At 48.2% G+C, this 23,989-nt stretch carries 22 protein-coding genes, 1 pseudogene and 1 riboswitch; of the genes and pseudogenes, 3 read left to right on the top strand and 20 right to left on the bottom strand.

What is annotated here, in order from left to right:
* Positions 1–6: 6 nt before the first annotated feature.
* Both sdhA and ACQ5DJ_RS26505 read right to left on the bottom strand, forming a co-directional pair.
* A complete protein-coding gene (sdhA, locus tag ACQ5DJ_RS26510; RefSeq protein WP_144616893.1) occupies positions 7–1,761 on the bottom strand; it encodes a succinate dehydrogenase flavoprotein subunit in 1,755 nt (584 codons plus the stop codon).
* A gap of 19 nt (positions 1,762–1,780) precedes the next feature.
* Positions 1,781–2,392, bottom strand: a complete 612-nt coding sequence (locus ACQ5DJ_RS26505) for a succinate dehydrogenase cytochrome b558 subunit (protein ID WP_144616894.1) — start codon at positions 2,390–2,392, stop codon at positions 1,781–1,783.
* Positions 2,393–2,821: 429 nt separating this feature from the next.
* On the opposite strand from ACQ5DJ_RS26505, the gene ACQ5DJ_RS26500 reads away from it, so the two are divergent.
* On the top strand, positions 2,822–3,274 hold the full coding sequence (locus ACQ5DJ_RS26500) for a YslB family protein (protein ID WP_429845042.1): 453 nt from the start codon (positions 2,822–2,824) through the stop codon (positions 3,272–3,274).
* Positions 3,275–3,324: 50 nt separating this feature from the next.
* Here the strand turns inward: ACQ5DJ_RS26500 and ACQ5DJ_RS26495 are convergent, their stop codons facing one another.
* The 18 genes from ACQ5DJ_RS26495 to ACQ5DJ_RS26410 all read right to left on the bottom strand — a co-directional run bounded on the left by ACQ5DJ_RS26495 (position 3,325) and on the right by ACQ5DJ_RS26410 (position 21,499).
* Positions 3,325–4,566 carry an aspartate kinase gene (locus tag ACQ5DJ_RS26495; protein WP_392430021.1) on the bottom strand — a complete coding sequence of 414 codons (1,242 nt, stop codon included), beginning with the start codon at positions 4,564–4,566 and terminating at the stop codon, positions 3,325–3,327.
* 231 nt (positions 4,567–4,797) lie between these two features.
* Positions 4,798–4,985: riboswitch (Lysine riboswitch) on the bottom strand.
* 102 nt (positions 4,986–5,087) lie between these two features.
* The gene (gene uvrC, locus ACQ5DJ_RS26490) at positions 5,088–6,869 is read right to left on the bottom strand and encodes an excinuclease ABC subunit UvrC (protein WP_429845041.1); all 1,782 of its coding nucleotides are present in this window, start codon (positions 6,867–6,869) and stop codon (positions 5,088–5,090) included.
* 38 nt (positions 6,870–6,907) lie between these two features.
* On the bottom strand, positions 6,908–7,159 hold the full coding sequence (locus tag ACQ5DJ_RS26485; RefSeq protein ID WP_376897931.1) for a DUF2164 domain-containing protein: 252 nt from the start codon (positions 7,157–7,159) through the stop codon (positions 6,908–6,910).
* 126 nt (positions 7,160–7,285) lie between these two features.
* Positions 7,286–7,999, bottom strand: a complete 714-nt coding sequence (locus tag ACQ5DJ_RS26480; RefSeq protein WP_429845040.1) for an ABC transporter ATP-binding protein — start codon at positions 7,997–7,999, stop codon at positions 7,286–7,288.
* Position 8,000: 1 nt separating this feature from the next.
* Entirely contained in the window at positions 8,001–8,762 is a 762-nt protein-coding gene (locus tag ACQ5DJ_RS26475; protein ID WP_429845039.1) for an ABC transporter ATP-binding protein, read from the bottom strand.
* Position 8,763: 1 nt separating this feature from the next.
* On the bottom strand, positions 8,764–9,735 hold the full coding sequence (locus ACQ5DJ_RS26470) for a branched-chain amino acid ABC transporter permease (RefSeq protein WP_173619068.1): 972 nt from the start codon (positions 9,733–9,735) through the stop codon (positions 8,764–8,766).
* A 5-nt stretch (positions 9,736–9,740) separates the two neighbouring features.
* Positions 9,741–10,607: a branched-chain amino acid ABC transporter permease gene (locus ACQ5DJ_RS26465; protein WP_429845038.1), complete on the bottom strand. Its 867-nt coding sequence runs from the start codon at positions 10,605–10,607 to the stop codon at positions 9,741–9,743.
* A 148-nt stretch (positions 10,608–10,755) separates the two neighbouring features.
* A complete protein-coding gene (locus ACQ5DJ_RS26460; protein WP_429845037.1) occupies positions 10,756–11,943 on the bottom strand; it encodes an ABC transporter substrate-binding protein in 1,188 nt (395 codons plus the stop codon).
* A gap of 181 nt (positions 11,944–12,124) precedes the next feature.
* Positions 12,125–12,442 (bottom strand): thioredoxin, encoded by a 318-nt coding sequence (gene trxA / locus ACQ5DJ_RS26455; RefSeq protein WP_007722428.1) that lies wholly within the window; start codon positions 12,440–12,442, stop codon positions 12,125–12,127.
* 141 nt (positions 12,443–12,583) lie between these two features.
* Positions 12,584–12,850 carry a hypothetical protein gene (locus ACQ5DJ_RS26450; RefSeq protein ID WP_429845036.1) on the bottom strand — a complete coding sequence of 89 codons (267 nt, stop codon included), beginning with the start codon at positions 12,848–12,850 and terminating at the stop codon, positions 12,584–12,586.
* Between the two features lie 107 nt (positions 12,851–12,957).
* Entirely contained in the window at positions 12,958–13,917 is a 960-nt protein-coding gene (locus ACQ5DJ_RS26445; RefSeq protein WP_429845035.1) for an electron transfer flavoprotein subunit alpha/FixB family protein, read from the bottom strand.
* A 20-nt stretch (positions 13,918–13,937) separates the two neighbouring features.
* A complete protein-coding gene (locus tag ACQ5DJ_RS26440) occupies positions 13,938–14,705 on the bottom strand; it encodes an electron transfer flavoprotein subunit beta/FixA family protein (protein ID WP_017251083.1) in 768 nt (255 codons plus the stop codon).
* Between the two features lie 52 nt (positions 14,706–14,757).
* On the bottom strand, positions 14,758–15,531 hold the full coding sequence (locus ACQ5DJ_RS26435) for an enoyl-CoA hydratase (protein ID WP_144616907.1): 774 nt from the start codon (positions 15,529–15,531) through the stop codon (positions 14,758–14,760).
* A 112-nt stretch (positions 15,532–15,643) separates the two neighbouring features.
* Positions 15,644–16,234 carry a TetR/AcrR family transcriptional regulator gene (locus ACQ5DJ_RS26430; protein ID WP_429845034.1) on the bottom strand — a complete coding sequence of 197 codons (591 nt, stop codon included), beginning with the start codon at positions 16,232–16,234 and terminating at the stop codon, positions 15,644–15,646.
* Positions 16,235–16,385: 151 nt separating this feature from the next.
* Positions 16,386–18,086 (bottom strand): AMP-binding protein, encoded by a 1,701-nt coding sequence (locus ACQ5DJ_RS26425; RefSeq protein ID WP_429845033.1) that lies wholly within the window; start codon positions 18,084–18,086, stop codon positions 16,386–16,388.
* A 205-nt stretch (positions 18,087–18,291) separates the two neighbouring features.
* Entirely contained in the window at positions 18,292–19,281 is a 990-nt protein-coding gene (locus tag ACQ5DJ_RS26420) for an LCP family protein (RefSeq protein ID WP_429845032.1), read from the bottom strand.
* Positions 19,282–19,334: 53 nt separating this feature from the next.
* Positions 19,335–20,510 carry an acetyl-CoA C-acetyltransferase gene (locus tag ACQ5DJ_RS26415; RefSeq protein WP_429845031.1) on the bottom strand — a complete coding sequence of 392 codons (1,176 nt, stop codon included), beginning with the start codon at positions 20,508–20,510 and terminating at the stop codon, positions 19,335–19,337.
* 41 nt (positions 20,511–20,551) lie between these two features.
* Positions 20,552–21,499 carry a 50S ribosomal protein L11 methyltransferase gene (locus tag ACQ5DJ_RS26410; protein ID WP_429845030.1) on the bottom strand — a complete coding sequence of 316 codons (948 nt, stop codon included), beginning with the start codon at positions 21,497–21,499 and terminating at the stop codon, positions 20,552–20,554.
* Positions 21,500–21,929: 430 nt separating this feature from the next.
* Between ACQ5DJ_RS26410 and csaB the strand changes: the two are divergent.
* Positions 21,930–23,026, top strand: a pseudogene (gene csaB / locus ACQ5DJ_RS26405) (polysaccharide pyruvyl transferase CsaB).
* A 24-nt stretch (positions 23,027–23,050) separates the two neighbouring features.
* A complete protein-coding gene (locus ACQ5DJ_RS26400; RefSeq protein ID WP_429845029.1) occupies positions 23,051–23,902 on the top strand; it encodes a class I SAM-dependent methyltransferase in 852 nt (283 codons plus the stop codon).
* Positions 23,903–23,989: the final 87 nt, after the last annotated feature.

Raw genomic sequence — 23,989 nt, 5'->3', positions numbered from 1 at the left:
CCTCTCTTATTTCTTGTCAGACGTATAGTCACGTTTACGTGGTGCGATCAGGGATACGTCGATGTCTTCATAGTAGATTTCTGGCGCAGTCGTTTCTGCATTATACTTCGCCATTGTCGTCTTCATGAAGTTCTCGTCATCACGCTCTGGGAAATCAGGCTTGTAGTGAGCACCGCGGCTCTCATCGCGCTTAAGGGCACCGATCGTGATCGCACGGGACAGTACGAGCATGTTCCACAGATGACGGGTAAATGCCGCACCAGAGTTGCTCCATTTATTTGTATCGTTGATGTTGATTTTCTTGTAGCGTTCCATCAGTTCAACGATCTTATCATCCGTTCTTTGCAGACGGTCATTGTAACGTACTACCGTTACGTTGTCAGTCATCCACTCACCCAGTTCCTTGTGGATCAGGTAAGCATTTTCTGTTCCGTCCATTTTCAGGATGCTGTCGTATTTCGCTTGCTCTTGGCTAGCAAAGCCGTCGAAGAGCGTGGAAGACAGATCATCAGAGGATTTGTTCAAGCCTTTGATGTACTCGATCGCTTTTGGACCTGCAACCATACCACCGTAGATCGCGGACAAGAGGGAGTTTGCACCCAAACGGTTTGCACCGTGCTGAGAGTAATCGCACTCACCTGCTGCGAACAGACCAGGGATATTGGTCATTTGGTTGTAGTCTACCCACATACCGCCCATGGAATAGTGAACCGCAGGGAAAATCTTCATTGGAACTTTGCGTGGGTCATCCCCAACGAATTTTTCGTAAATCTCGATAATACCGCCCAATTTTACATCCAGTTCTTTTGGATCTTTGTGGGACAGGTCGAGGTATACCATGTTTTCGCCGTTGATACCCAGCTTCATATCTACGCAGACGGAGAAGATTTCGCGAGTCGCAATGTCACGCGGTACCAGGTTTCCGTATGCAGGGTATTTATCTTCCAGGAAGTACCAAGGCTTACCGTCTCTATACGTCCATACACGGCCACCTTCACCACGAGCAGACTCGGACATCAGACGCAGCTTGTCGTCGCCAGGGATTGCAGTTGGGTGAATTTGGATCATCTCACCATTGGAGTAGATAACCCCTTGTTGATACGCAGCAGAAGCTGCTGTACCTGTATTGATAATCGAGTTCGTCGATTTACCGAAGATGATACCAGGTCCGCCTGTTGCCAAAATAACGGCATCCGCACGGAAGGATTGAATTTCACCGGAACGCATGTTTTGCGCAGTAATCCCGCGACAGGTTCCTGCATCGTCCAAAACGGCTCCGAGGAAATCCCAATATTCGTACTTGGTTACCAGACCTTCAGCTTCATAACGGCGCACTTGCTCATCCAAAGCGTACAAAAGCTGTTGTCCAGTTGTCGCACCCGCAAAAGCGGTACGGTGATGCTTGGTTCCCCCGAAACGGCGGAAGTCCAACAGACCTTCTGGTGTACGGTTAAACATAACACCCATACGGTCCAACATGTAAATGATGCCAGGTGCTGCATCTGTCATTGCTTTTACAGGCGGTTGGTTAGCCAAGAAGTCTCCGCCATATACTGTATCATCGAAGTGCTCCCATGTGGAGTCGCCTTCCCCTTTGGTATTTACCGCACCGTTAATACCGCCCTGCGCACAGACAGAGTGGGAACGTTTTACCGGAACCAGGGAGAACAGCTGAACAGGAACGCCTTTTTCTGCTGCTTTGATGGTAGCCATCAAGCCGGCCAAACCTCCACCGACAATGATCAGTTTACCTTTTGCCATTGTTTATGTCCCCCTATCCCTACAGAATGAAAGCCGACATCGCACGTAAGCCGATGAAGGTTACAATTACGAATACGCCCAAAGTCAGGAATGTTGCAATGCGTTGGGAACGCGGCCCAACTGTAATTCCCCAGTGAACCAGGAAAGACCACAGTCCGTTGGAGAAGTGGAAAGTCGTGCTAATAATCCCGATTGTGTAGAATACGATCATTGCAGGACTGCTCAAAATGTTTGCCATCATGTCATAATCCACGTGTGCACCCAGTGCTTTTTGGATACGAGTTTCCCAAACGTGCCAAACAATAAAAATGAGGGTAATGACTCCTGTAACACGTTGCCACAAGAACATTTGATTTCGGAAGTAACCGAAGTTCCCTACGTTTTGCTTCGCTTGGAACGCAATGTAGAGACCGTAAACAGCATGAAACAGGATCGGGAGGTAGATCAAGGCAAATTCAAGTACTAACAGAAATGGAAGGCTTTCAATGAAGCCTACAGCCTGGTTGAAAGCTTCAGGTCCACGAGTCGCTTGATAGTTGGCTGTCAAGTGGAACACGAGGAAGAGCCCGATCGGAAACAAACCAAGAAGTGAGTGTAGCTTGTGACTGAGAAAGCTATGGCCTTTCGCCATACAATGGTCCCCCTTTCAATGTATGTAACTCTCAATTCTGTGAAAAACGTCAAGCGTCACCGCAAGCGGTCCAAAACGGTTTTCGACCGTTTTGATAGACCTTTCCCCAATATCCTAACCCATTGCCTCACCCATTAGACATAACAAAACCGCCACGATCATTTTATGAAGAGCGTCTTGACGCTGTTCACAAAAAGACTGCGTTCGCTAGATCACATGAATTTGTCGGAATGTGTCAAAATTCGAGAAAAAGTTGGGCAAAACTTTGACCAAATCCAATTGTACTCTTGTCGACACATAGCGTCAAGACAATCAATGTACTAAATACATTGATAGAATAACTTTGTTTAGTCCAGCTATTTTTTCTATTAAGATGTCATGAATGCGAGTCCCTCCTCATAATCTAGTACAGACAGGAGGGAAGCACATATGAAAGAGAAGGATCAGCTTGCAGCACTGTTGCCGCCAGAGACCATTCCCTATGCGGAAAGAATGAATATGCCCTATCTTGGCTATCATCTTCTACGCGAAACGCTGACTAGCACCCTGCTAGGTGATAGTGAAAACCATATTCTCTATTGGATCGGAAAAAATATGGGACGCAAAATCCCCATTCAATCTGCAACAGGCCCGATTATGCCTTTTATTCGGCTCGGTTTAGGCCAACTCGATGTCGTGGAGGAGTCCGGGCAAACTATCGTCTATTCGCTCACTCATTCCATTTTTAGCTATCAGTCTATTGAGAGACTAGGATGTAGTCTTTCTTTTGAGGCTGGAATCATCGCTGGTATGATTGAGCAGTGGAAAGACAAAGAAGTGTTCAGCAAAATCGAAATGGAAAGCTCCTCAGACATACGTATATCTGTACAAGTGGCTTCATGAAGAAAATGCCCCCTCTACCTACTAACAAAGGGAGAGGGAGCATCCATGTTTTATACTCCGTGCACGACCGCGGTTTCCTCGACATCTAAACCATATGCCGAATGAAGACTGCGAACAGCCAGCTCCGTCAAGGCTGCTGGAATGACACAAGAAACCTTGATATCAGACGTAGATACCATTTTAATAGAAATTTCTTTTTCTGCCAGGACGCGGAACATTTCGGCAGCTACCCCTGGATTGTTGATCATGCCTGAGCCAACAATTGATACTTTGGTCAAGCCTTCCTCAAAATCGACTTTTTCAAAGCCAAGCTCGTTTTTGTTTCTGTCCAGCGTATCCAGTGCTTTTTTCAGATCATCCGCTGCAACTGTAAAAGAAATGTTCGTAACAGACGCATCATAGGAGCTTTGGATAATGATATCGACGTTCACCTGATTGTCCGCCAGCGTATTGAACAAACGGGAGAGCGTCCCGACCTTGGCAGGCATGCCGACAACCGTGATTTTGGCTACATCTTCATCGTGTGCAACTCCACTTACTACTCTTCCTGTTTCCATGTTGGCAACCTCCTCAACGTACGTACCATCTTCGGCAGTAAAGCTGGAGCGGACGACCAGCCTTACCTTGTATTTTTTCGCAGCCTCTACTGACCTTGGATGAAGAACCCCTGCACCGAGGTTCGCCAGCTCCAGCATCTCATCATACGAGATCGTATCCAGCTTGCTCGCAGCTGGAACCACTCGCGGATCAGCTGTATACACCCCGGACACGTCTGTAAAGATTTCGCATTTCTCAGCGTTCAAGCTCGCTGCGAGTGTAACCGCAGATGTATCCGATCCACCGCGGCCGAGCGTCGTAATTTCACCTTCGTCACTGATCCCTTGGAATCCTGCCACGATTACCACACGACCTCGGCCGAGCTCGGATTGAATCCGCTCTGGATCAATCTGCTTGATCCGTGCTCTTCCGTGAATCGCCTCCGTGGTGATTCCAGCCTGCCCGCCCGTAAGAGAAATAGCGTCGTAGCCTTTTGTATGCAAGGCCATCGACAAAAGCGCGATCGATACCTGCTCCCCCGTGGTCAGCAGCATATCCATTTCACGCTCGGATGGGTATGCGCTAATCTGCTTGGCCATATCTACTAACACGTCAGTAGATTTGCCCATTGCAGAAACAACGACTACCACATCATGCCCTTCCTCTTTGTAGCTGATAATTCGATCCGCAACTCGTAAAATTCGCTCAATGGTACCTACAGAGGTGCCTCCATATTTCTGCACGATCAACCCCATGCGGCTTCTCTCCCTTTTTCTCATATCCAATGTTTGGTATTTATCTCGTATTGTATGGTTTTTACTATTCTCTCTATAAAGAAAAGTCTTGCATTTTTATTTTACAAAAAAGGCACCGACAAGGAATAAGACCTGCCGCTGCCTACTGTTTCGACATACCGGTTCCTCCCTCCCAATACACGCGGACAACGAAGCTTGACAGTCATCACCATCAAAACTCACATTGACACACCGTGAGATAGCTCTCCATCTGACAATTGGTCATTGTTCAGATGACAGTCCTGCATTTATTCAACGCAGACCCAGCATGGAGAAAAGCGGGTTTCCCTCCACACTTCGGCGAATTCCCCTTTCCCGTCCCCTTCACAGATTCCCGATCTCAGGGTGGTACTCTTGGTTTTCGCGCCTCTACCTCACTCCATAATGGAAGTGAGGCTAACTATTCTGTTTGAATCGGATTATATCATGAGTCTAAAAATGGATCAATTCCTTTTTAGAGGTTGTTCAAAAAGCTACATTTGTTATGTGTCCAGCTTGCGCAGATGCCCGATGATTTCTTTTGCCAGCTTGTCGCCGATCCCTAATTGGCGGAAGTCTTCGACGGTCGCCTCGCGCATTTTTTTCAACGAGCCAAAATGAGAGAACAACAGCTTGCGGCGCTTCTCACCAATACCCGGGATCTCATCCAACTGAGAGGAGAGCATCGTTTTCGTCCGGGATTGTCTGTGGAATGTAATAACAAAACGGTGGACTTCATCTTGGATGCGCTGCAACAAATAAAACTCATAGCTATCACGTCTAAGATTCACAGGCTCTGGCGGATCTCCGTACATGAGCTGAGCGGTGCGGTGCTTCTCGTCCTTCGCGAGTCCACAGACGGGAATATAGAGGCCTAGCTCGTTTTCCAACACATCCATAGCCGCACTGATTTGGCCTTTTCCACCATCGATCACTATCAGGTCGGGCATCGGCTGGTTTTCTTTCAGCAGGCGAGAGTAGCGACGGCGAACTACTTCGCGCATGGAGCCGTAATCATCTGGCCCTTCGACGGTTTTGATCTTGAATTTGCGGTATTCCTTTTTGTCAGGGCGACCGTCTGTAAACACAATCATCGCAGACACAGGCTCTGTTCCCTGAATGTTGGAGTTGTCAAACGCTTCAATTCGATGAGGAACCGGAATCCCTAAAATGTGACCCAGATTGTGTACCGCTTGGACTGTACGCGCATCGTCCTTGGACATCAGCGCGAATTTCTCCTCCAAAGCAATACGGGCGTTCTCGGAAGCCATCTTCACGAGCTCATGCTTTTTGCCTCTTTTCGGTGCATGGACTTTGATGCCCAGCCACTCACTCAAAAGCTCCGGTTCACTCTCTTGCGGGAGCAAAATTTCTTTTGGCAGAGCATTTTGCTTATCGTAGTAGAACTGGCTCACATAAGACATAAAGTCCTCGGTTTCGCTTCCATAGTATGGAAAGGAAGTCGTCTGACGCTCGATCATCTTCCCTTTTCGCATATAGAACACCTGAATGCACATCCAGCCTTTTTCCACAGCAAACCCGATAATGTCGCGATCTACCGTATCGGTGAACGTGATCTTCTGCTTCTCCATCACCGCTTCGATGCTCTTGATCTGATCGCGATATTCCTTGGCGCGTTCGAACTCCATGTTTTCTGAGGCTTGCAGCATTTTTTCCGTGAGAGTTTGCTTCATTTCCTCATGGCCACCATCGAGGAACCGGCTGATTTCGTCCACCAAACGCTGATTTTCCTCTGCCAATACCTCGTACACACAGGGCGCTAAACATTGTCCCAAATGGTAGTACAGACAAACCTGCTTGGGCATATTGCGGCATTTGCGTAACGGGTAGAGGCGATCCAGCAGCTTCTTCACCTCGGAGGCATCTCCGGCATTCGGATAGGGACCGAAATACTTGGCTTTATCTTTTAATACCTTACGGGTAATCTCCAGACGTGGCTGCGCCTCATTCGTAATTTTGATGTACGGATACGTCTTGTCGTCGCGGAGCATGACATTGTAACGCGGGTCGTGCTCCTTGATCAGGTTGCACTCAAGGATGAGCGCCTCAATCGCGGAGGATACCACAATGTACTCAAAGTCCACGATCTCACTGACCAACAGCTGCGTCTTCCCGTTATGACTGCCTGTAAAATAAGAGCGAACGCGGTTTTTCAGCACCTTGGCTTTTCCTACGTAAATGATTTCCCCGCTCGCATTTTTCATCAGGTAGCAGCCTGGCTTATCTGGCAGGACGGCCAGTTTATCTTTTAAGGAGCTGTTCATGGCTGCTCCCTCCTCTTTACTCTATATCTGTCTTGCATCTATTTGTTCTTGTGGATTGGCTTTTCCAATACATACAGTTCATCTTCTAAGGAACTCATCCGTTCCACCAGTAGCTTGCGGCTGTCTTGCACCCCTTGATTGTAATAGAAGGGGCCGAGCTCTTTCGAAAAAAAGGCAATCAACTCTTCCGTCTCCAAATTGCCGAGTGTCTCCGACCGTTCTTCTTTAAAATAGCGTTGTACTTGATGAACAAGATATTCCATTTGCTCTCTCGTCAATTTGGCTGGCATCGTATCCGGCTTCCTTCCCTTTTTCGCATCATAAGAGAATATACGTTCTATCCTTCATAGTACCATGGAATGATGACGAAAAAAACTGCCGCCTCATTCCATAGCGACAGTTTTTTATAGGCAGACCTAGTGCTTCCGGCCGCCCAAATATGCTTCTTTTACACGTTCGTCGTTTAACAACGCTTCTCCTGTGCCATCCAATACGATTTGCCCTGCCTCCAATACATACCCGTAATCAGCGATTTTGAGGGCCTGTTTGACATTTTGCTCCACGATGAGGACCGTTGTACCTTCCGCATTGATTTCTTTGATCACCTTGAAAATGTCCGCCACCACGATGGGAGCCAGGCCCATCGACGGCTCGTCCAAAAGCAGCAGCTTGGGTCGAGACATCAAAGCGCGAGCAATCGCTAGCATTTGCTGCTGACCGCCAGACATCGTCCCTCCCAATTGGGAAAGCCGTTCCCTAAGGATGGGGAACCAGGACATCATCTTCTCCATGTCGTCCTTGATGCCTTGTGCATCGTTGCGCTGGAATGCGCCCATCTCCAGGTTTTCCAGCACGGTCATCTTCCCGAGGATCGCACGCCCTTCTGGAACCAACGCCAATCCGGCTTTAACAATCTGATGGGGTTTCGAACCGTCTATGCGTTGACCACAAAACGTAATCGTCCCTGCTTCAGGCTTCAGTTGACCTGCGATCGTACGCATGGTTGTCGTTTTGCCCGCTCCGTTCGCCCCGATTAGCGAGACGATTTTGCCCTCAGGCACTTCCAGCGTTATCCCACGAATCGCCTTGATTTGACCATAGGAGGTCGTCAAGTTTTGTATGTTCAGCATCTTATTCGTCCTCCTTGCCGAGGTAAGCTTCAATCACATCCGAATTGTTTTGTACCTCTGCCGGGGTGCCGTCAGCAATTTTGACCCCAAAGTTGATACATACGACCTTTTCACACAGGTTCATGACCAAGCCCATATCGTGTTCGACCAACAGGACAGTCGTCCCGTCATCGCGAATTTTTTTGACCAGCTCCATGAGCGCTTTCGTCTCGGTCTCGATCATTCCAGCAGCAGGCTCGTCCAAAAGCAAGAGCTTTGGTTCAGTAGCCAGTGCCCGCGCAATCTCCAGACGCCGTTGTTGACCGTAAGCCAATGTATCCGAGCGCACATCAGCAATGTCAGACAAGCCTACGAATTCGAGGAGCTCCTCTGCTCTTTTGGTAACAGCCTTTTCTTCCGCACGTTGTCCGGGTGTTTTCAAAAGGGAAGCCCAGAATCCTGCCTTCATGCGCGAATGACATCCCACCTTCACGTTGTCCAGCGCACTCATGTGACCGAAGAGGCGAATATTTTGGAACGTCCTCGCAATCCCCATTTCGGTAATTTTGTTAGGCGCCACTCCATTTAGCTTTTGTCCGGCAAAAGAAAAGGTACCCGTGGTTGGTTCGAATATGCCCGTTGCCATATTGAAAATGGTCGTTTTTCCCGCACCATTCGGACCAATTAAGCCGACAATTTCGCCCTCTCCGACCGTAAAAGAAACGTCACGAAGAGCGGTGATGCCGCCAAAGCTTTTTCCTACGTTCGCAAGTTCCAGCAACATCCTATACTCCCCCCTTCGCTTCCTTGTCCGATGACTTGCCCCGACGACGCTTGAACAGCTTTTGGAACGTATCGGCACCGATCAAGCCATGCGGACGGAACGCCATTACACCAACCATGATCAAACCGTACATAAGCATTTTGTACTCGGCCAAACCACGCAGTACCTCCGGCAGCGCTGTCAAAACCAAGGCACCAAACAGCGGCCCCCATACCACTTCGCTGCCGCCGATCACGGCATAAGACAGAATCTCTACGACTTTATGATAGTTAAAATCATCTGGCGTAATGGTCGTCGTAATGTGGGCGAACAATCCTCCACATACACCAGCCAAAATTGAACCGATCACAAAAGCAAGCATCTTATAATAGTTGACTTGCAAACCCATCGCTCGTGCCGCCGTTTCATCTGCTTTGATCGCTTCAAAAGCACGCCCGAGACGCGAACGGTTCAGACGCAGCGTCAGGAAAAGAACAAAGGCAAACAGGAGCAGCATAAACACAAAGGTCGATAATGACTTCATTTGCATGACCGAAATACCAAAGGTTTGCGCTTTTAACCCCATTGCTTTTTCAAAATCGTACAAGTAATTGCCAATTGATTGAAGTCCGGTCAGTCCGAGGGCGCCATTTGTTATCTCCATATTGAGAAAAATAACGCGGATCACTTCACCAAAGCCAAGCGTAGCAATTGCCAGGTACAAGCCGTGGAGCTTCAATGTCGGAGCACCGATCAAGAGGGCAATCAGCCCTGCCGCTAGTCCTCCGATTATGATGGCGATAAACAGAGGCATATCCGCTTGCTTTGTCAAAATACTCGCCGTAAAAGCACCAATGCTCATAAAGCCCGCATGTCCCAAGGAAAGCTGGCCCGTCGAGAGTGTAATGTAAATACTGATCGCCAAAATACTGTTTAACAAGATAAAAGTCAGTACCTGTAAGTTATATGGATTGAGAATGTCCAATGTCTGCACCTCCCTTACGCTTTGCGTCCAAATAGTCCTTCCGGCTTCAAGAGCAAAATGAGAATGATCAAGCCAAAAGCAACCGCATCCCGATACGACGAGTCTCCGTACGCGACGGTAAACACCTCGATAATCCCGAGCAAAACGCCGCACACCATGGCCCCAGGAATACTGCCTACCCCGCCTAAGATCAAAACAGCCAAACCTTTAAAACCAAGCGTCATCCCCATCGTCGGAATGAGAGCAGAGTACGCCATCCCGATCAAGATACCAGCGACACCTCCCAGTGCCGACGCAAGCATGACGGTCACGACAATGACCATATTCGTGTTAATCCCCAAAAGATTTGCTGTATCCGTATTTTCAGCCGTCGCGCGAATCGCTTTTCCCATTTTCGTTTTTTGAATCCAAAAATGCAGGACGAACATCAGCAACACAGAAATCCCCAAAATAACGATATCGACGCTGCGAATTTGAACGAGCCCCAAGTCAAAAGTGGTATCCCCGAAGGATTGTGGGAACGCACGGGAGTCAGCACCGAAAAACTTGTGCATGGCTTCCTCCATCAAAATGGCAAATCCAATCGTACTGATCAAGGATGCCAGATGGGGTACATTTTTTTTACGAAGTGGGCGAAGCGCTGTATATTCCAGCACAAGACCCAAAATGGCCGATATCACAATCGCCACAATCATCGCTACCCCTAAAGGCATATTCAGACTGGTCATCAATACCAAGCCAACCAGTGATCCAAAAATAAAAATTTGGCCGTGTGCCATATTAATGATTCCCAAGACACCAAAAATGAGCGTATAGCCCAATGCAATCAATGAATAAGTGCTACCAACTGTCAAACCGTTGACTAATTGCTGCCAAAACAAATGCCTCACCTCACTGTTAAGTGGTTAACATCCCACGATGATTGAGTTATTCTCGCTGGATCAGCAAGCGAAGAACATGATCTGGTACTTTCTGATCCAGCGAGATAACGGATAGAAAAAGAAGCCCGGAGCGACCCCGGGCACAATCCTATTCAAACGGGACGAATTTGCCTTCATTTGCGACAACGACAACTGCATCACCAATTGGATTACGTTTCTCGTCAAAAGACAGTTTGCCGGATACACCTGTGAAGTCTTTCAGCTGAGCCAATTGTCCGCGCAACCCTTCGCGATCTGCTTTTCCTGCGGCAAGCAATGACTGCGACATGATGTACAGCGAGTCGTATGCTTGAGCTGCGAACTGGTCAGGCTTTTTGTTGTATTTGGCTTCGAATGCTTTTACGAAGGCTTGTACTTTATCATCTTTCTTTTCAGGGCTGAAAGGAGTCGCAACGATCAAGCCCTCAGCAGCTGGACCTGCAATTTCAAAAACTTTCGGATTATTGAAACCATTTCCACCGAGAATTGTCCCTGTAAAGCCTAACTCACGTGCTTTTTTGACAACCATGGAGCCTTCTTTGTACAAAGCCGACACAAGCAAAGCGTCTGGGTTTGTTTGTTTCAGCTTGGTCAATTGTGCCGAGAAGTCCACATCTCCATTTGCGAAAGTCGCTTCACCGGTAATCTCCAGGCCCAGCTTTTCAGCGGTTGCTTTCATGACCTTGTAACCATTCACGGAGAAGTCATCGTTAGAAGCGTGGATAAGTGCTACTTTTTTCAAACCATTTTTCTCCACAGCTGCTTTCATAGCTGTAGGGATCGCAATAGATTCAGGCAAAGAATTGCGGAACACATACTCCCCGATATCATTGATTCCTTCTGATGTGTTGGAGATACCAAAAATCGGAGTTTCGGCCTCGTTTGCAACTGGTCCTGCCGCAAACATTTCACCAGAAAGTGTCGGTCCGATGATCGCCACGACATTATCCTGATTAATCAGTTTATTTACCGCATTAATCGCGCCTTCTTTTTCTCCGGCGGAGTCTTCAAACTTCAGCTCGATCTTGAGCTTGCCCTTGTTCGCTTCATTCAGCTCGCCCAACGCCAGCTCCAATCCTGCTTTTTGTGCTTCTCCATAAGCCGCGCCAGATCCTGAGAGGAAACCAACGACACCGATTTTTGCTTGAATCTCTTGTCCGTCAGTGCTAGCGGCTTGCCCGGAGCCACCTTCTCCTGCAGCAGGAGCACTTGTATTTCCTCCGCTCGAACATCCGACCATCAATACCGCACCTAGCGAGATCGCCGCCAACGAGCGCATCAAATGAAATCCCTTCATTAGAAAAGCCCCCTTTATTCTCTAAATAAATTGAATATATGAAGTTTAATCAAAGTATTCTAAAAACGCAATTATTTTCGCTCAAGTAAACTTAATTTTTTGACAAACGATCGTTCAGAATTCCGTATCCAAACATAAAAAAGCGGCATATTGCTATGCCGCTTCACTCGTTGCTTTGCGATTACAGATGTTTGCCTACAGTTGCCATGAGCGCTTCTTTTGGTTGGAAGCCGATCACTTTGTCAACTGGTTGACCGTCTTTGAATACGATCAGCGTTGGGATGGACATTACACCAAAACGACCAGCAGAATCTGGGTTGTCATCCACGTTTACTTTGACGATTTTGAGCTGGGAGCCCACTTCACCGTCGATTTGCTCCAGTACAGGAGCGATCATTTTGCAAGGGCCGCACCATGGAGCCCAGAAGTCAACCAGGACTGTACCGCCTTGCTCTACTTCCTGGGAAAAGTTTTGGTCGGTAGCATTTACAATTGCCATGAGAAGTTACCTCCTTGAATTTCAATTGCTAAATAAAGGTTCCTAACGGTAATCAGTATATCATTCAAACACCAAATTGACTACGCCGCTCCACACTTTGCTCTACACTTCTCGCTTTAGTCTGTCCAGTCTGTCCGCACCTTATTGCCCTACTTGTTTTATCCGGTTGATCTCCCGTTCGTGGTCACTAACTTTCCGATGCAGCAGATCAAGGTCTGCATCGATATGTTTATTTTGGCGTTCTACTCTGTCCAATCGGCGCGTAGCGTCATCGCGGAATTCGTACATTTCATCACGAAAATCATACATCTCTTTCTTAAACTCGCGTAGCTCCTCCTGCGTTTCCTTAACCAATCGGTTATTCTCCGCCACCATGTGTATCAGTTGTTGCAAAGGCTGTTCGCTCATCCCGATCACCTCTCCTTACTGCTATTATACCAAGCAAGGAAAGCATAAAGTAAGCCTTGTGGACAAAAAAAGCGCCCCAAAAGGAGCGCCTAGTCATCATCTTTATGTTAAACCAACACTTTTTTAAACTCAGCCGTCAGTAATGGCAGCACTTCAAACAAGTCACCTACGATACCGTAATCAGCCACTTGGAAGATTGGCGCTTCCGGATCTTTGTTGATGGCAACAATGATTTTCGAGCTGGACATACCAGCCAAGTGCTGAATCGCTCCCGAAATCCCGCATGCGATATACAGATCAGGTGTAACAACCTTACCTGTCTGTCCGATCTGCATGGAGTAATCGCAATAGTCTGCGTCGCAAGCGCCACGAGATGCACCAACAGCTGCACCGAGTACTTCCGCCAGATCGTTCAACGGCTGGAAGCCTTCTGCACTCTTCACTCCGCGTCCACCGGAAATCACGACTTTTGCTTCGGAAAGGTCTACTTTGCCGCTTGTTTTTCTTACAACTTCTTTTACGATCGTGCGCAAATCTTTGATTTCCAAGTCAACTGGTACCACCACTGCCGTTTTCGAAGGGTCAGCCGCGCCGATAGCAATGTTGTTTGGACGAATCGTAATAAATGTTGTTCCATCAACGAATTTGCGTGTTTGCGTCGCTTTTCCTGCATAGATCGGGCGAACGAAGACAGGGCCCGCTTCTACACTTGTTACGTCCGAAACCAGACCGTAACCGAGTCGAGCTGCTACGCGAGGTGCAATGTCACGACCGATCGCGGTGTGACCCAAAACAACTGCATCTGGAGAAGCTAGCTCAATCAACTGCGTGAGTGCCTGCACATACGCATCTGGCGTGTACTGTGCCAATGCTGCATGATCAGCCGTATACACTGTGCTCGCACCATGCTGACCCAATGCCACTGCATGCGTTGCTGCATTTGCTCCGAATACACCTGCTACAATTTCGCCGCCCTCAGCCAATGCTTGTGCTGCAGTCAATGCTTCCAGCGACACGTTGCGAAGTTGTCCGTCACGTACTTCTGCCAATACAAGTACTTTTTTCATGGATATCCTCTCCCTCTCGCTTAGATCACTTTCGCTTCATTGCGCAACAGTTGCACCAATTCCGACGTTTGAGCTGCCAATTCGCCAGAGAGAATGCGACCCGCTTGTTTTTTCGGAGGCAATGTCTGATCGACGATTTCTGTCTTTGCTTTTACCTCATCCGCAGTAATTCCCAGATCGTCTGCGCCGAGTCTATCCAATGGTTTTTTCTTCGCTTTCATGATACCTGGGAGAGAAGGATAGCGCGGCTCATTGAGTCCTTGTTGAGCCGTAATCAAAACAGGAAGGCTCGTCTCCACGACTTCCAAGTCACCTTCTACATCGCGCTCTACGCGTACGTTCGTCCCGTCCACCTCTAGTTTCACAGCAGTCGATACATGGTTAATTCCCAGTTCTTCTGCCAGACGAGGACCGCCTTGGCCAGCCCCGGAGTCTACAGCCATTTGTCCACCAATGATGATATCGTAGCCAACCTTTTTCGCTACGGCAGCCAATACTTTGGCGATTGTGAATTCGTCTCCGAACAGAGACTCGTCATCCACCAAAACAGCCTTGTCTGCGCCCATTGCCAAAGCCGTACGCAGTGCACTTTCAGCACGGTCTGGGCCGACGCTGATCACGGTTACTTCGCCGCCATGATCTTCCTTGAGCTTGATTGCCTCTTCTACAGCGTACTCATCGTAGGGATTAATGATGAATTCAACGCCATCTTCGGAAATTTGTCCGTTTTGGATGACGATTTTTTCTTCTGTGTCAAACGTCTGTTTCAACACAACCACGATATTCATCAGGATGCCTCCTCCTTAGTGGTACCTCATACTTGTGAAGCTATATGCTTAACTACCGATCTGCAAATTGCGGTTTACGCTTTTCCAGAAAAGCAGTCACGCCTTCTTTTACGTCCTCCGTCGCGAATGCATCGCCAAAGAGCTTTGCTTCTTGCTCCAAGCCTTGTGACAAGGAAAGCTCAGTTGTGTTATGGATGGACGCTAGGGCAAACTTCATGGTAATCGCGCTCTTACTTGCGAAAACAGTCGCCAGCTTTTGCGCTTCTGCAAGCAACTGCTCTACGGGATAAACCGCTTCCACAAGACCGATCCGCAAAGCTTCCTCGCCACCGATCATCTCTGACGTGAGAATCATTTGTGTCGCTTTGCCACGACCAACCAGACGCGGTAGACGTTGCGTACCACCGTAGCCAGGAATGAGTCCGAGATTCAACTCAGGCAGCCCGAGCTTGGCTTCAGGTGCTGCGAAGCGGATATGGCATGCCAACGCAAGCTCCAATCCTCCGCCAAGGCAAGCGCCGTTAATTGCTGCAATGATTGGCTTCGGGAACGTTTCCAAGCGATTGAACAATGCTTGGCCCTTCTTCGCCAGTTCTTCCGCATTATCCCGATTCAGTTGGGTAAATTCTTTGATGTCCGCTCCTGCAATGAAAAACCGACCTTCGCCAGTCAAAACGATTGCTTTGATCTCATCGTTATTTTCCCACTGGTCCAAAAGTTCACTCAATTGACCGAGCACTGCTTGGCTGAGTGCGTTAGCAGGCGGGTTGCTAATCGTAACCGTAGCAACGCGATCAACGATCTCTACATTCCAATGCGACGCCATTCCTCTCCCCCCAAACTCTCCCCATATATAAATACTATCTCATTCCGAGCGATCGCTCAGTATTACTATTTCCATTGTAACAAACGTTTTCATGCAAAAAAAGCTTTTCTTTTCATTCTTTTCCCTTCATACCAAGCAGGAAGAGGTTATGAATGGAATCAACATAAGAGACAAGGTCGTACTTGCACTGTTTCATCACCCAAGATGTCGTCACTTCGTCCAGCGTTCCAAAAATCATTTTGCGCGTAATCCGTACCTCAAGATCGGATCGGAAAACGCCCTGTTCCATACCCGCTACGATCACTTCGTCAATGAGGTTAAAATACTGCTTCATCACGTTGCCGATTCCTTCACTAATGATCGGACTGGATTGGCGTAGCTCGATTTGCGTCACTTTTGCCAGATCCTGGTCCTTGGATAGCTGGCTCAAGTGTGCCTGAATGAGTACATACAGCTTTTGCTCAATGGTCGTCGCTTCCGAAATGTGTTTGCGGTTTGTCTCCACAAACTGGCCCATCTTTTCGTTAAACAGTGAAATCAAAATATCATCCTTGTTTTCAAAATAGAGGTATATGGTGCCGTCTGCTACCTTCGCCTCTTTCGCAATTTTCGATACCTGGGCACTGTAATAGCCCTGTCTGGCGATTACTCGAACAGCAGCATCAATAATGGCTTGATACTTTTCCCCCGTTTTCTTTGCCATAACTACCTCCATGTTTACTAACATTGATGATCAAATGAATGATTACTCATTCATAATTAGTGTAATACAGGGCCACTCCTCTGTCAATCGCAAGAGGTCAGCAAAAAAGGCCGCTTTCCGCCTGGGATCGCAAGCCTCAAAACATCAGCTACTAGCTCGTTTTGATTTCTTCCTGGGCTTCTCTTTTCTTCTTGTCTTCATCTTGTAATTGGCGACGCAATACTTTTCCGACCATGGTCTTGGGCAAGTCTGTACGAATCTCGTATTGTCTCGGAATCTTATAGGCGGCGAGTCTCTGTCTGCAATGCACTTCCAGATCCTCTTCACTCGCGAGCTGTCCATCCTTGAAAACGACGAATGCTTTGACTGTTTCGCCCCGGTACGGATCTGGGACACCGATGACTGCTGCCTCTTGGATGGCGGGATGCTCAAACAGCACTTCTTCTACTTCGCGCGGATAAATATTGAAGCCACCAGCTATAATCATGTCTTTTTTGCGATCTACGATATAAAAATAGCCGTTTTCGTCCATATAGCCCATATCTCCCGTCAAAAACCAGCCATCCTTTAATACGGCAGCGGTATCTTCTGGTCGATTCCAATAGCCGAGCATGACTTGAGGCCCTTTTACAGCCAACTCCCCGACCTCTCCTTGGGGCATCTCATCTCCCGTTGCCGTATCCACAATTCGGCAATCCGTATCTGGCCACGGCATTCCGATGCTGCCCGTAATGCCTTTTTCCCAAATGGGATTGGAATGTGTGACCGGAGAAGCCTCCGTCATCCCATAACCCTCTACCAGCTTGCCGCCCGTCAACTCTTCGAATTTGAGCTTGACTTCGATCGGCAACGGAGCTGATCCACTGACACATGCGTCGATGGAAGAAAGATCATGCTTCGTCAAGTCCGGGTGGTTGATTAAACCGATATACATGGTTGGTGCCCCTGGGAAAAGAGTAGGCTTACGCTTGTCGATCATTTCAAATATTTGTTTCACGTCGAATTTGGGAACGAGAATAATTTCTGCTGCGATACAAATGCCTTTGTTCATCACGGTAGTCATCCCATACACGTGGAACAGAGGGAGCACACACAAAATTCGTTCTTCTCCCTTTTTCAGCTTGTAAAGGACCGCTTGGCACTGGACTGCATTCGCAATGAGATTGGCGTGCGTTAGCATGACGCCTTTGGCAACACCTGTTGTCCCCCCTGTATACTGGAGGAGCGCGATATCCTGAGTCGGATCGACGGGTATTTCCACAGGCTTGGTAGCGCTTTCTTTTAGGACGGAAAGAAAAGGCTCAATATCAGCGCTGTATGTAACCTGCGGATTTTGTCCTTGTTTCTTCTGCACGAACGGATATAGCCATTTTTTCAATAAGGGAAGGAAATCGCCAATGCTTGTGATGATGATTCGTTGAAGTGAGGTAGATGCACGGACTTGGGTAACACGTTTGTACAACAAATCCAGTGTGATGATAGTCTCGGCGCCTGAATCGTTCATTTGGTGAATCAATTCTCGCTCGGTATACAGCGGGTTCGTCATAACCACGATGGCACCTGCAAAAAGCGCCCCGTAGTAGCTGATGACGGCTTGAGGAGTATTTGGCAGCATAATCGCCACGCGGTCACCTTTCTTTACACCGCGCTTGATCAATGCATTGGCAAATTGGTATGACAACTGCAAAAGCTCTCGATACGTAATGCTTTTTCCCATGAAATAGATCGCGTTACTGTCTGGATACATAGCTGCAGACTGCTCCAGAAAATGCGTCAAAGGAACACGGGGGTAATCCAATGACGGCGCAGTTTCGGGCGGGTAATTGGCAATCCAAGGCTTGGCATTTGACATGGTCATTCCCTCCATCCCTTAAATGGCCCTGCCTCTCCCTATGATCTACATTCATAATCTCTTCCTAATGACTATTGTATTCGAAACATATTCAATTTTCCAACTAAAATCACGGAATTTCCTTTTTTTAGGACAATACTATTCGACAAAAAAGGACAAAGCCCCTGATGAAAGCCGTGTCCTTTGCCCTTATGCTCTCCGTGTTTTACGGTGTTGCTTCCTTGATAATTTGCTGTCGTGCTCTTTCCCGTTCAGATGTGGGGACGAGATGATACCATCCAACGATTCCATTATGCCAAATGCGCTCATCCTGCCCGACCAATGTATCAGCTAGAATGGAGTTCGGAGTGCCATCGCCATAGGACAATAAAAGAGAGGCGATTTCCTGCTCCGTGAGATCCGTTTTCACATGCTGACCTAGTATTTCCATGAGTGAAAACGCCTTGGTATACACTTGGAGCGAGGTGCCTTTTGAAGCCAATGCTTTGAGAATCTCCTGCTGTCGGTCAATCCGCATGTAATCACTGTCTTCCTTGCCTACATCACTTTTTCGATAACGGGCGTAATCCAATGCCTGCTCTCCTGATAAAGTCTGAAGCCCTGGTTGAATGTCGATGTACGTGTCGTCGCTCGGATCGCTGTACTTCATTCGTTTCTTCACATCGACAGTGACACCTCCCAGCTCGTCCACAATCTGACGGAAGCCATCGAAATCTACGGAGATATACCGATCAATTTTTATATGTAAAAATTTTTCCAGTGACTCTTTCACCATCTTTGGGCCACCAAAAGCCATCGCATGGTTCACTTTGTCGTATCCTTTTCCCGGGAGCTCCATGTAACTGTCACGCGGAATCGCCAAAAGGTAGACGGATTGCTTCCCGGGATGAATCGCCGCAAGCATCATTGTATCTGAACGTGCACTTTCCCCGTCTCGACTATCCACACCAAGAAGCAGGGCGACGAAAGGCTTCAATGGTTCTGTTCCTGTCAAAAGATCACGTGGCGGAAGGGAAGCAGCTGCCTGTTTTGCGCTCCCTTTGGCTCCATCAATCGGAGCGTACCACTGATTTGTCATTTGCTTATATTGATAGGCACTGTAGGCAACCAGCAACAACGCCCCGATCGCCAAACAGGATAAGGTATGAAACGCAATCTGTTTTCCATGTCGCTTGAAAAATGACCATATAAACATGACAAAGCCTCCCCCTTTGCTTCCATTTTTAACAGGGGAGACTTCGTTTAAACCTATGGGCGTTCGACAACCATCGCCATACCCATCCCACCGCCTACACAAAGCGCAGCCAAGCCTCGTTTCAACTGTCGACGCTTCATTTCGTGCAGCAGGGTTACGACAATTCGGCAGCCAGTAGAACCCACAGGGTGACCCAACGCGATGCCGCTTCCGTTCACATTCGTTATTTCCCGTGGCAGCTCCAGCAGTTTTTCCACGGCAAGGTATTGCGCGGCAAAGGCTTCATTTACTTCGATCAGTTCGATATCTGCGAGCGTCAAACCGGCTTTTTCCAATGCACGCTTCACTGCTGGAACGGGTCCATATCCCATCAAATCAGGCTCCACCCCGGCAACTGCCCACGAGACAATTCTGCCGAGTGGTTCGATCCCGAGCTCTCTCGCTTTTCCTTCTTTCATCAAAACGGCGGCGGACGCTCCATCGTTGAGACCGGAGGAATTGCCTGGCGTCACGGTACCATTGTCACGAAAACTGGGTCTTAACTTCGCGAGACTTTCCAAGGTCACTCCCCTGCGAGGGAATTCGTCTTCCGTTACGATGATTTCTTCGGTGCGCTTTTTAACTGGGACCCCGATGATTTCCTCGCCAAACAAGCCGCTGTCTATAGCTCTGATCGCATTTTGCTGACTGCGCAAGGATATCTCATCCGACTCCTCGCGCGTGATCCCATAACGATCGACCAGACGTTCTGCCGTCTCGCCCATCAGGATTTGATGGTGAGGGTCTGTTAACAATTCCCACATCGCATCGGTCATTTCCCCATGTGTCAATCGTTTGCCCCAGCGAGCATTTTTCAGGACATACGGGGCGTTGCTCATGCTCTCTACACCGCCTGCCAAGACGATTTCACTGTCGCCTAAAAGAATTTGGGAAGCGCCGCTCACAATCGCTTGCATGCCGGATGCACATTGACGTTGAATCGTGTAACCCGTCACCTCTTTTCCCAAGCCCGCATCCAATGCTGCCACCCGTGCTATGTTTGGTTCGTCTGTCCGCTGAATGCAATTCCCTAAAATGACTTCATCGATCAGAGAAGCCTCCAGGCCAGATCGAGCCATGACACCACGAATGACGGTTTCTGCCAGTCTGCGAGCGCTTACATCTTTCAGGACGCCACCAAACGTACCGATTGGCGTACGTCCGGCAGCAGCGATGACAACCTGCTCCATTGATTTTCCCCTCCATTGAGTACCCGATTTTCTTTATTGTCTCACACGGAAGTTACAGGACGGTTCCCAGCAATGTTTTTCAATACAACGGTGACCCATTCGTCTTGTTGACTTTCTTTCTCTACTTGGAAGCCTGCCTGTTCAAATGTGGCGATGACAGCTTCCCGATTCCATTCAACTATTCCCGAGAGAATCAAAATTCCTTCAGGAGCCATTCGCTCCGTGATCACCGGAAGCATCGCGACATTTTCATCGCCTCCGATGTTGACCAGAATGACATCGGCTTGGTTAGGCAATTGGGACTTAACTGCGTCCTCGTTCGCATCCCCAATCACGACTTGTACTGCGTGGTCAGGAAGGTGGTTATTCGTCGCATTGACGAGAACCTGATACTCGCTTTGTGGATTAATATCCACTGCCCACACAGGATGCTTCGCTCCATTCAAAGCACAGTACAAAGAGAGAATTCCGGAGCCAGCTCCTACATCAATGACTTGCTTACCCTCCAGGTCCATTTCTTGCAAAAACAAAAGAATGTCCTGCGTCGTTCCATGATAGCCGGTTCCGAAGGCTGCACCTGGATCGATCCATAGAATATGCTGAGACGACTCCAACGCTGCGGGGTCCGTCCACGTTGGTGCCACCCACCAGTCGCCTATCTTGACTTCCCGGAACTCCTCTTTCCACGATTCGTTTTCTTCAGCAACGAGTTCTACTTCTTTTATGGTGACTTGTCCATTCCAGCGTTGAATGTAGGTCTTTAGGCGGTCTACATGCTCCTCTTCACGATCGTGTTGGGGTTCAAACAAATAGCCAACAAGTGGACCGTCTGTGTTTTCTGCGTAATCATATCCGTTTTCCGTTGTCAGAACTTCGATTTGCGGTTCGATCCAGCCAAGCGTGTAGGAGCTGGTCAAAACCTCTGCCACAAACAAATCCTCGATCTCTGATTCCACTAGTAATGTGTATTTGAGCCACATGCTTTCCATGATGAAAAATGCTCCTTCCCTTCTGCTGTCATTCGCCCCTATTCTTGCGGACATCTATTCACTCATATGTGGATGGCAAGGATGATAGAGAACATGGTATGATAGTAGAATGGACTATCACAACCGCAGGGAGGCTTACCATGTTTGACGAATTTTTTTACCGTCGCCGCAAAAATAAGGGGCTGTTCATCGTCATGATTGCCCTCATCGTTCTTGGCATCGGCATGTTCGGTATGGGTTTCCTCTATATGTTCTCGTAAGTCGGAACAACATCATTATACCCTACGAACCGTGCTGCACCCACTGTATCTGTCCAAACAATTGGGGCGTGAAGTTTTCTACTGTGGTTGCTTTACTTCCCCTTGTTTACTCGATTATACTTGAGAATGTATTTTTCCTGTACGTTTGATATAGAAAGAAGGTTCACTCCATGTCGCGAATTCTCATCTCCGGGTACTACGGCTTTAATAATGCCGGAGACGATGTGGTCCTGTACGGCATCATCAGCTCTCTTAAGCGGGAACAACCAAATATCTCTCTCGCCGTCCTGTCCAATCAGCCTGATCGGACTGCGGAACTGTTCGGGATTGAAGCCTATAACCGCTGGAGCTTTGGAACCATCGTCCGCGAGCTTTCGCGAAGTGACATGCTGGTGATGGGCGGCGGTACACTGATGCAGGATGTAACCAGTCCGCGCAGTGTCCTCTACTATTTGGGCATCGTCACCATTGCCAAGCTTTTAGGTAAACCCGTGGTCTTTTACGCACAAGGATTTGGCCCCATCCTCAAATCGCTCAGTCGCACGATGATTAAACGCGTGGTGAATCACGTCAACATCATCACGGTTCGCGACTACGAATCAGGGGAGGACTTCAAAGCCTGCGGCGTAAAAAAAGCCCCTATCTATATAACAGCTGACCCTGCTCTGACGATATCCCCAGACGATATTGCAGATCAACGGGGAAATGAGCTGCTCCATGGTATGTTTGATGATCCTTCCAAGCCTTTGGTCGCCATCTCTGTCCGGGACTGGAAGCAGGAACAGCAATTCAAACAGAAGATAGCCCGAGCAGCAGATTCGTTTATCATGCGCGGATGGAATGTTCTCTTCCTGCCGATGCATGTCCCTAGTGATTTGGCACCGTCTCAGGAAATCATGGACCAGATGAGCCAACCAGGAGCACGTCTTCTCGATGCGCCTGTAACTTTTCATGACATATGTCGGTATTGAAGCAATGTAATTACGTCGTTGGAATGCGGCTTCACTCTCTTATTCTTGCGTGCATGCTGCGAATCCCTTTTATCGGCATCTCCTACGATCCGAAAATCGATCGATTCGTCGAACGCGCTGGAATGCCCAATGCTGGTCACATTACTGAACTCGATGAAACTACACTTTTGACCTTGCTCGCTGAAAAGCTGGACAACCTTGATCACGAAATTGATGTGGTAACGAAGCATTCCCATCTGTTAGCGATCGAAGCTTCCAAAAGCAGTGAACTTGTTCTGCAGGCACTGCGTAAATAAGGCTGACCTGGAAAGGAGGACATCATGTCCTTTTCTTCACAAGTGTTACTTGGTTTAAATCGATTATTTCCTCTCCCCGTTCACCCTTTCAACCTAGCAAACAACGGGGAAATGAGCTATACCGAATGGCAATTTCAAAAAGGGGATCAAACCATTCAGTATTTCCTCCCCTTCCATTCACAGGAGCAAATGTTCCGTGACAAAACCGTTTTGGACATCGGCTGTGGCGGAGGAGGAAAAACCTGCTATTACGCCACCTTTGGCCCGAAAAAAATGATCGGCATCGACATCGTCCCCCACTACGCGGAGGAAGGGAATGAATTCGCGAAGAAAAAAGGACTGGATCATCTGGTCTCCTTCATGACTGGTGATGCCGCAAGAATGGACTTCCCAGACAACACGTTCGATACGATCATCATGAATGACGCGATGGAGCACGTTGGGGAACCGGAAAAGACGCTGGAAGAATGCTTTCGGGTATTGAAGCCTGGCGGGCATCTCTACATCAATTTTCCGCCGTATTATCATCCATACGGTGCCCATTTGTCAGATGCGATCGGTATTCCTTGGGTGCATGCTCTCTTCTCGGACCAAGCCTTGATTGATGCCTATAAAAAGCTAGTCCGTGACTTGCCAGATGGTTCTGACCGGATTGCTTTTCGTTTTGACAAGCTTCCTGATGGCAGAGATACGATCTCGTACATCAATCGCATGACGATCAAACGGTTTCGAAAAATTCAACAAGGCGTGGTACAACCTGCGGTTTACCAGCAAGAGATTCCGTTGCGCAATCAGTTGCAGTCCTTGGCGAAATTATCTGCTACCCGTGAGTTTTTCGTAAAAATGGTCGTATGTGTGTATCAAAAAGCGAAATAAGCAAAATCACATAAAACCCCTTTCTCCGTTTGTGGGACTGACCCCATAACGTAAGACAAATCAAAACACCTTCAAGAGAATGCGACC

The organism is Brevibacillus sp. FIR094, assembly GCF_050477165.1.
In the GTDB taxonomy this organism is placed as follows: Bacteria; Bacillota; Bacilli; order Brevibacillales; family Brevibacillaceae; genus Brevibacillus.
The sequence above is the reverse complement of the archived record's forward strand: the minus strand, read 5'-3'. Positions and strand labels throughout refer to the sequence as shown.

Excerpts from the sequence above, each read along its gene's own strand:
- sdhA (WP_144616893.1), bottom strand. The coding sequence starts at position 1,761 with ATGGCAAAAGGTAAACTGATCATTGTCGGTGGAGGTTTGGCCGGCTTG.
- ACQ5DJ_RS26505 (WP_144616894.1), bottom strand. The coding sequence starts at position 2,392 with ATGGCGAAAGGCCATAGCTTTCTCAGTCACAAGCTACACTCACTTCTT.
- ACQ5DJ_RS26500 (WP_429845042.1), top strand. The coding sequence starts at position 2,822 with ATGAAAGAGAAGGATCAGCTTGCAGCACTGTTGCCGCCAGAGACCATT.
- ACQ5DJ_RS26495 (WP_392430021.1), bottom strand. The coding sequence starts at position 4,566 with ATGGGGTTGATCGTGCAGAAATATGGAGGCACCTCTGTAGGTACCATT.
- uvrC (WP_429845041.1), bottom strand. The coding sequence starts at position 6,869 with ATGAACAGCTCCTTAAAAGATAAACTGGCCGTCCTGCCAGATAAGCCA.
- ACQ5DJ_RS26485 (WP_376897931.1), bottom strand. The coding sequence starts at position 7,159 with ATGCCAGCCAAATTGACGAGAGAGCAAATGGAATATCTTGTTCATCAA.
- ACQ5DJ_RS26480 (WP_429845040.1), bottom strand. The coding sequence starts at position 7,999 with ATGCTGAACATACAAAACTTGACGACCTCCTATGGTCAAATCAAGGCG.
- ACQ5DJ_RS26475 (WP_429845039.1), bottom strand. The coding sequence starts at position 8,762 with ATGTTGCTGGAACTTGCGAACGTAGGAAAAAGCTTTGGCGGCATCACC.
- ACQ5DJ_RS26460 (WP_429845037.1), bottom strand. The coding sequence starts at position 11,943 with ATGAAGGGATTTCATTTGATGCGCTCGTTGGCGGCGATCTCGCTAGGT.
- trxA (WP_007722428.1), bottom strand. The coding sequence starts at position 12,442 with ATGGCAATTGTAAATGCTACCGACCAAAACTTTTCCCAGGAAGTAGAG.
- ACQ5DJ_RS26450 (WP_429845036.1), bottom strand. The coding sequence starts at position 12,850 with ATGAGCGAACAGCCTTTGCAACAACTGATACACATGGTGGCGGAGAAT.
- ACQ5DJ_RS26445 (WP_429845035.1), bottom strand. The coding sequence starts at position 13,917 with ATGAAAAAAGTACTTGTATTGGCAGAAGTACGTGACGGACAACTTCGC.
- ACQ5DJ_RS26440 (WP_017251083.1), bottom strand. The coding sequence starts at position 14,705 with ATGAATATCGTGGTTGTGTTGAAACAGACGTTTGACACAGAAGAAAAA.
- ACQ5DJ_RS26435 (WP_144616907.1), bottom strand. The coding sequence starts at position 15,531 with ATGGCGTCGCATTGGAATGTAGAGATCGTTGATCGCGTTGCTACGGTT.
- ACQ5DJ_RS26430 (WP_429845034.1), bottom strand. The coding sequence starts at position 16,234 with ATGGCAAAGAAAACGGGGGAAAAGTATCAAGCCATTATTGATGCTGCT.
- ACQ5DJ_RS26425 (WP_429845033.1), bottom strand. The coding sequence starts at position 18,086 with ATGTCAAATGCCAAGCCTTGGATTGCCAATTACCCGCCCGAAACTGCG.
- ACQ5DJ_RS26420 (WP_429845032.1), bottom strand. The coding sequence starts at position 19,281 with ATGTTTATATGGTCATTTTTCAAGCGACATGGAAAACAGATTGCGTTT.
- ACQ5DJ_RS26415 (WP_429845031.1), bottom strand. The coding sequence starts at position 20,510 with ATGGAGCAGGTTGTCATCGCTGCTGCCGGACGTACGCCAATCGGTACG.
- ACQ5DJ_RS26410 (WP_429845030.1), bottom strand. The coding sequence starts at position 21,499 with ATGGAAAGCATGTGGCTCAAATACACATTACTAGTGGAATCAGAGATC.
- ACQ5DJ_RS26400 (WP_429845029.1), top strand. The coding sequence starts at position 23,051 with ATGTCCTTTTCTTCACAAGTGTTACTTGGTTTAAATCGATTATTTCCT.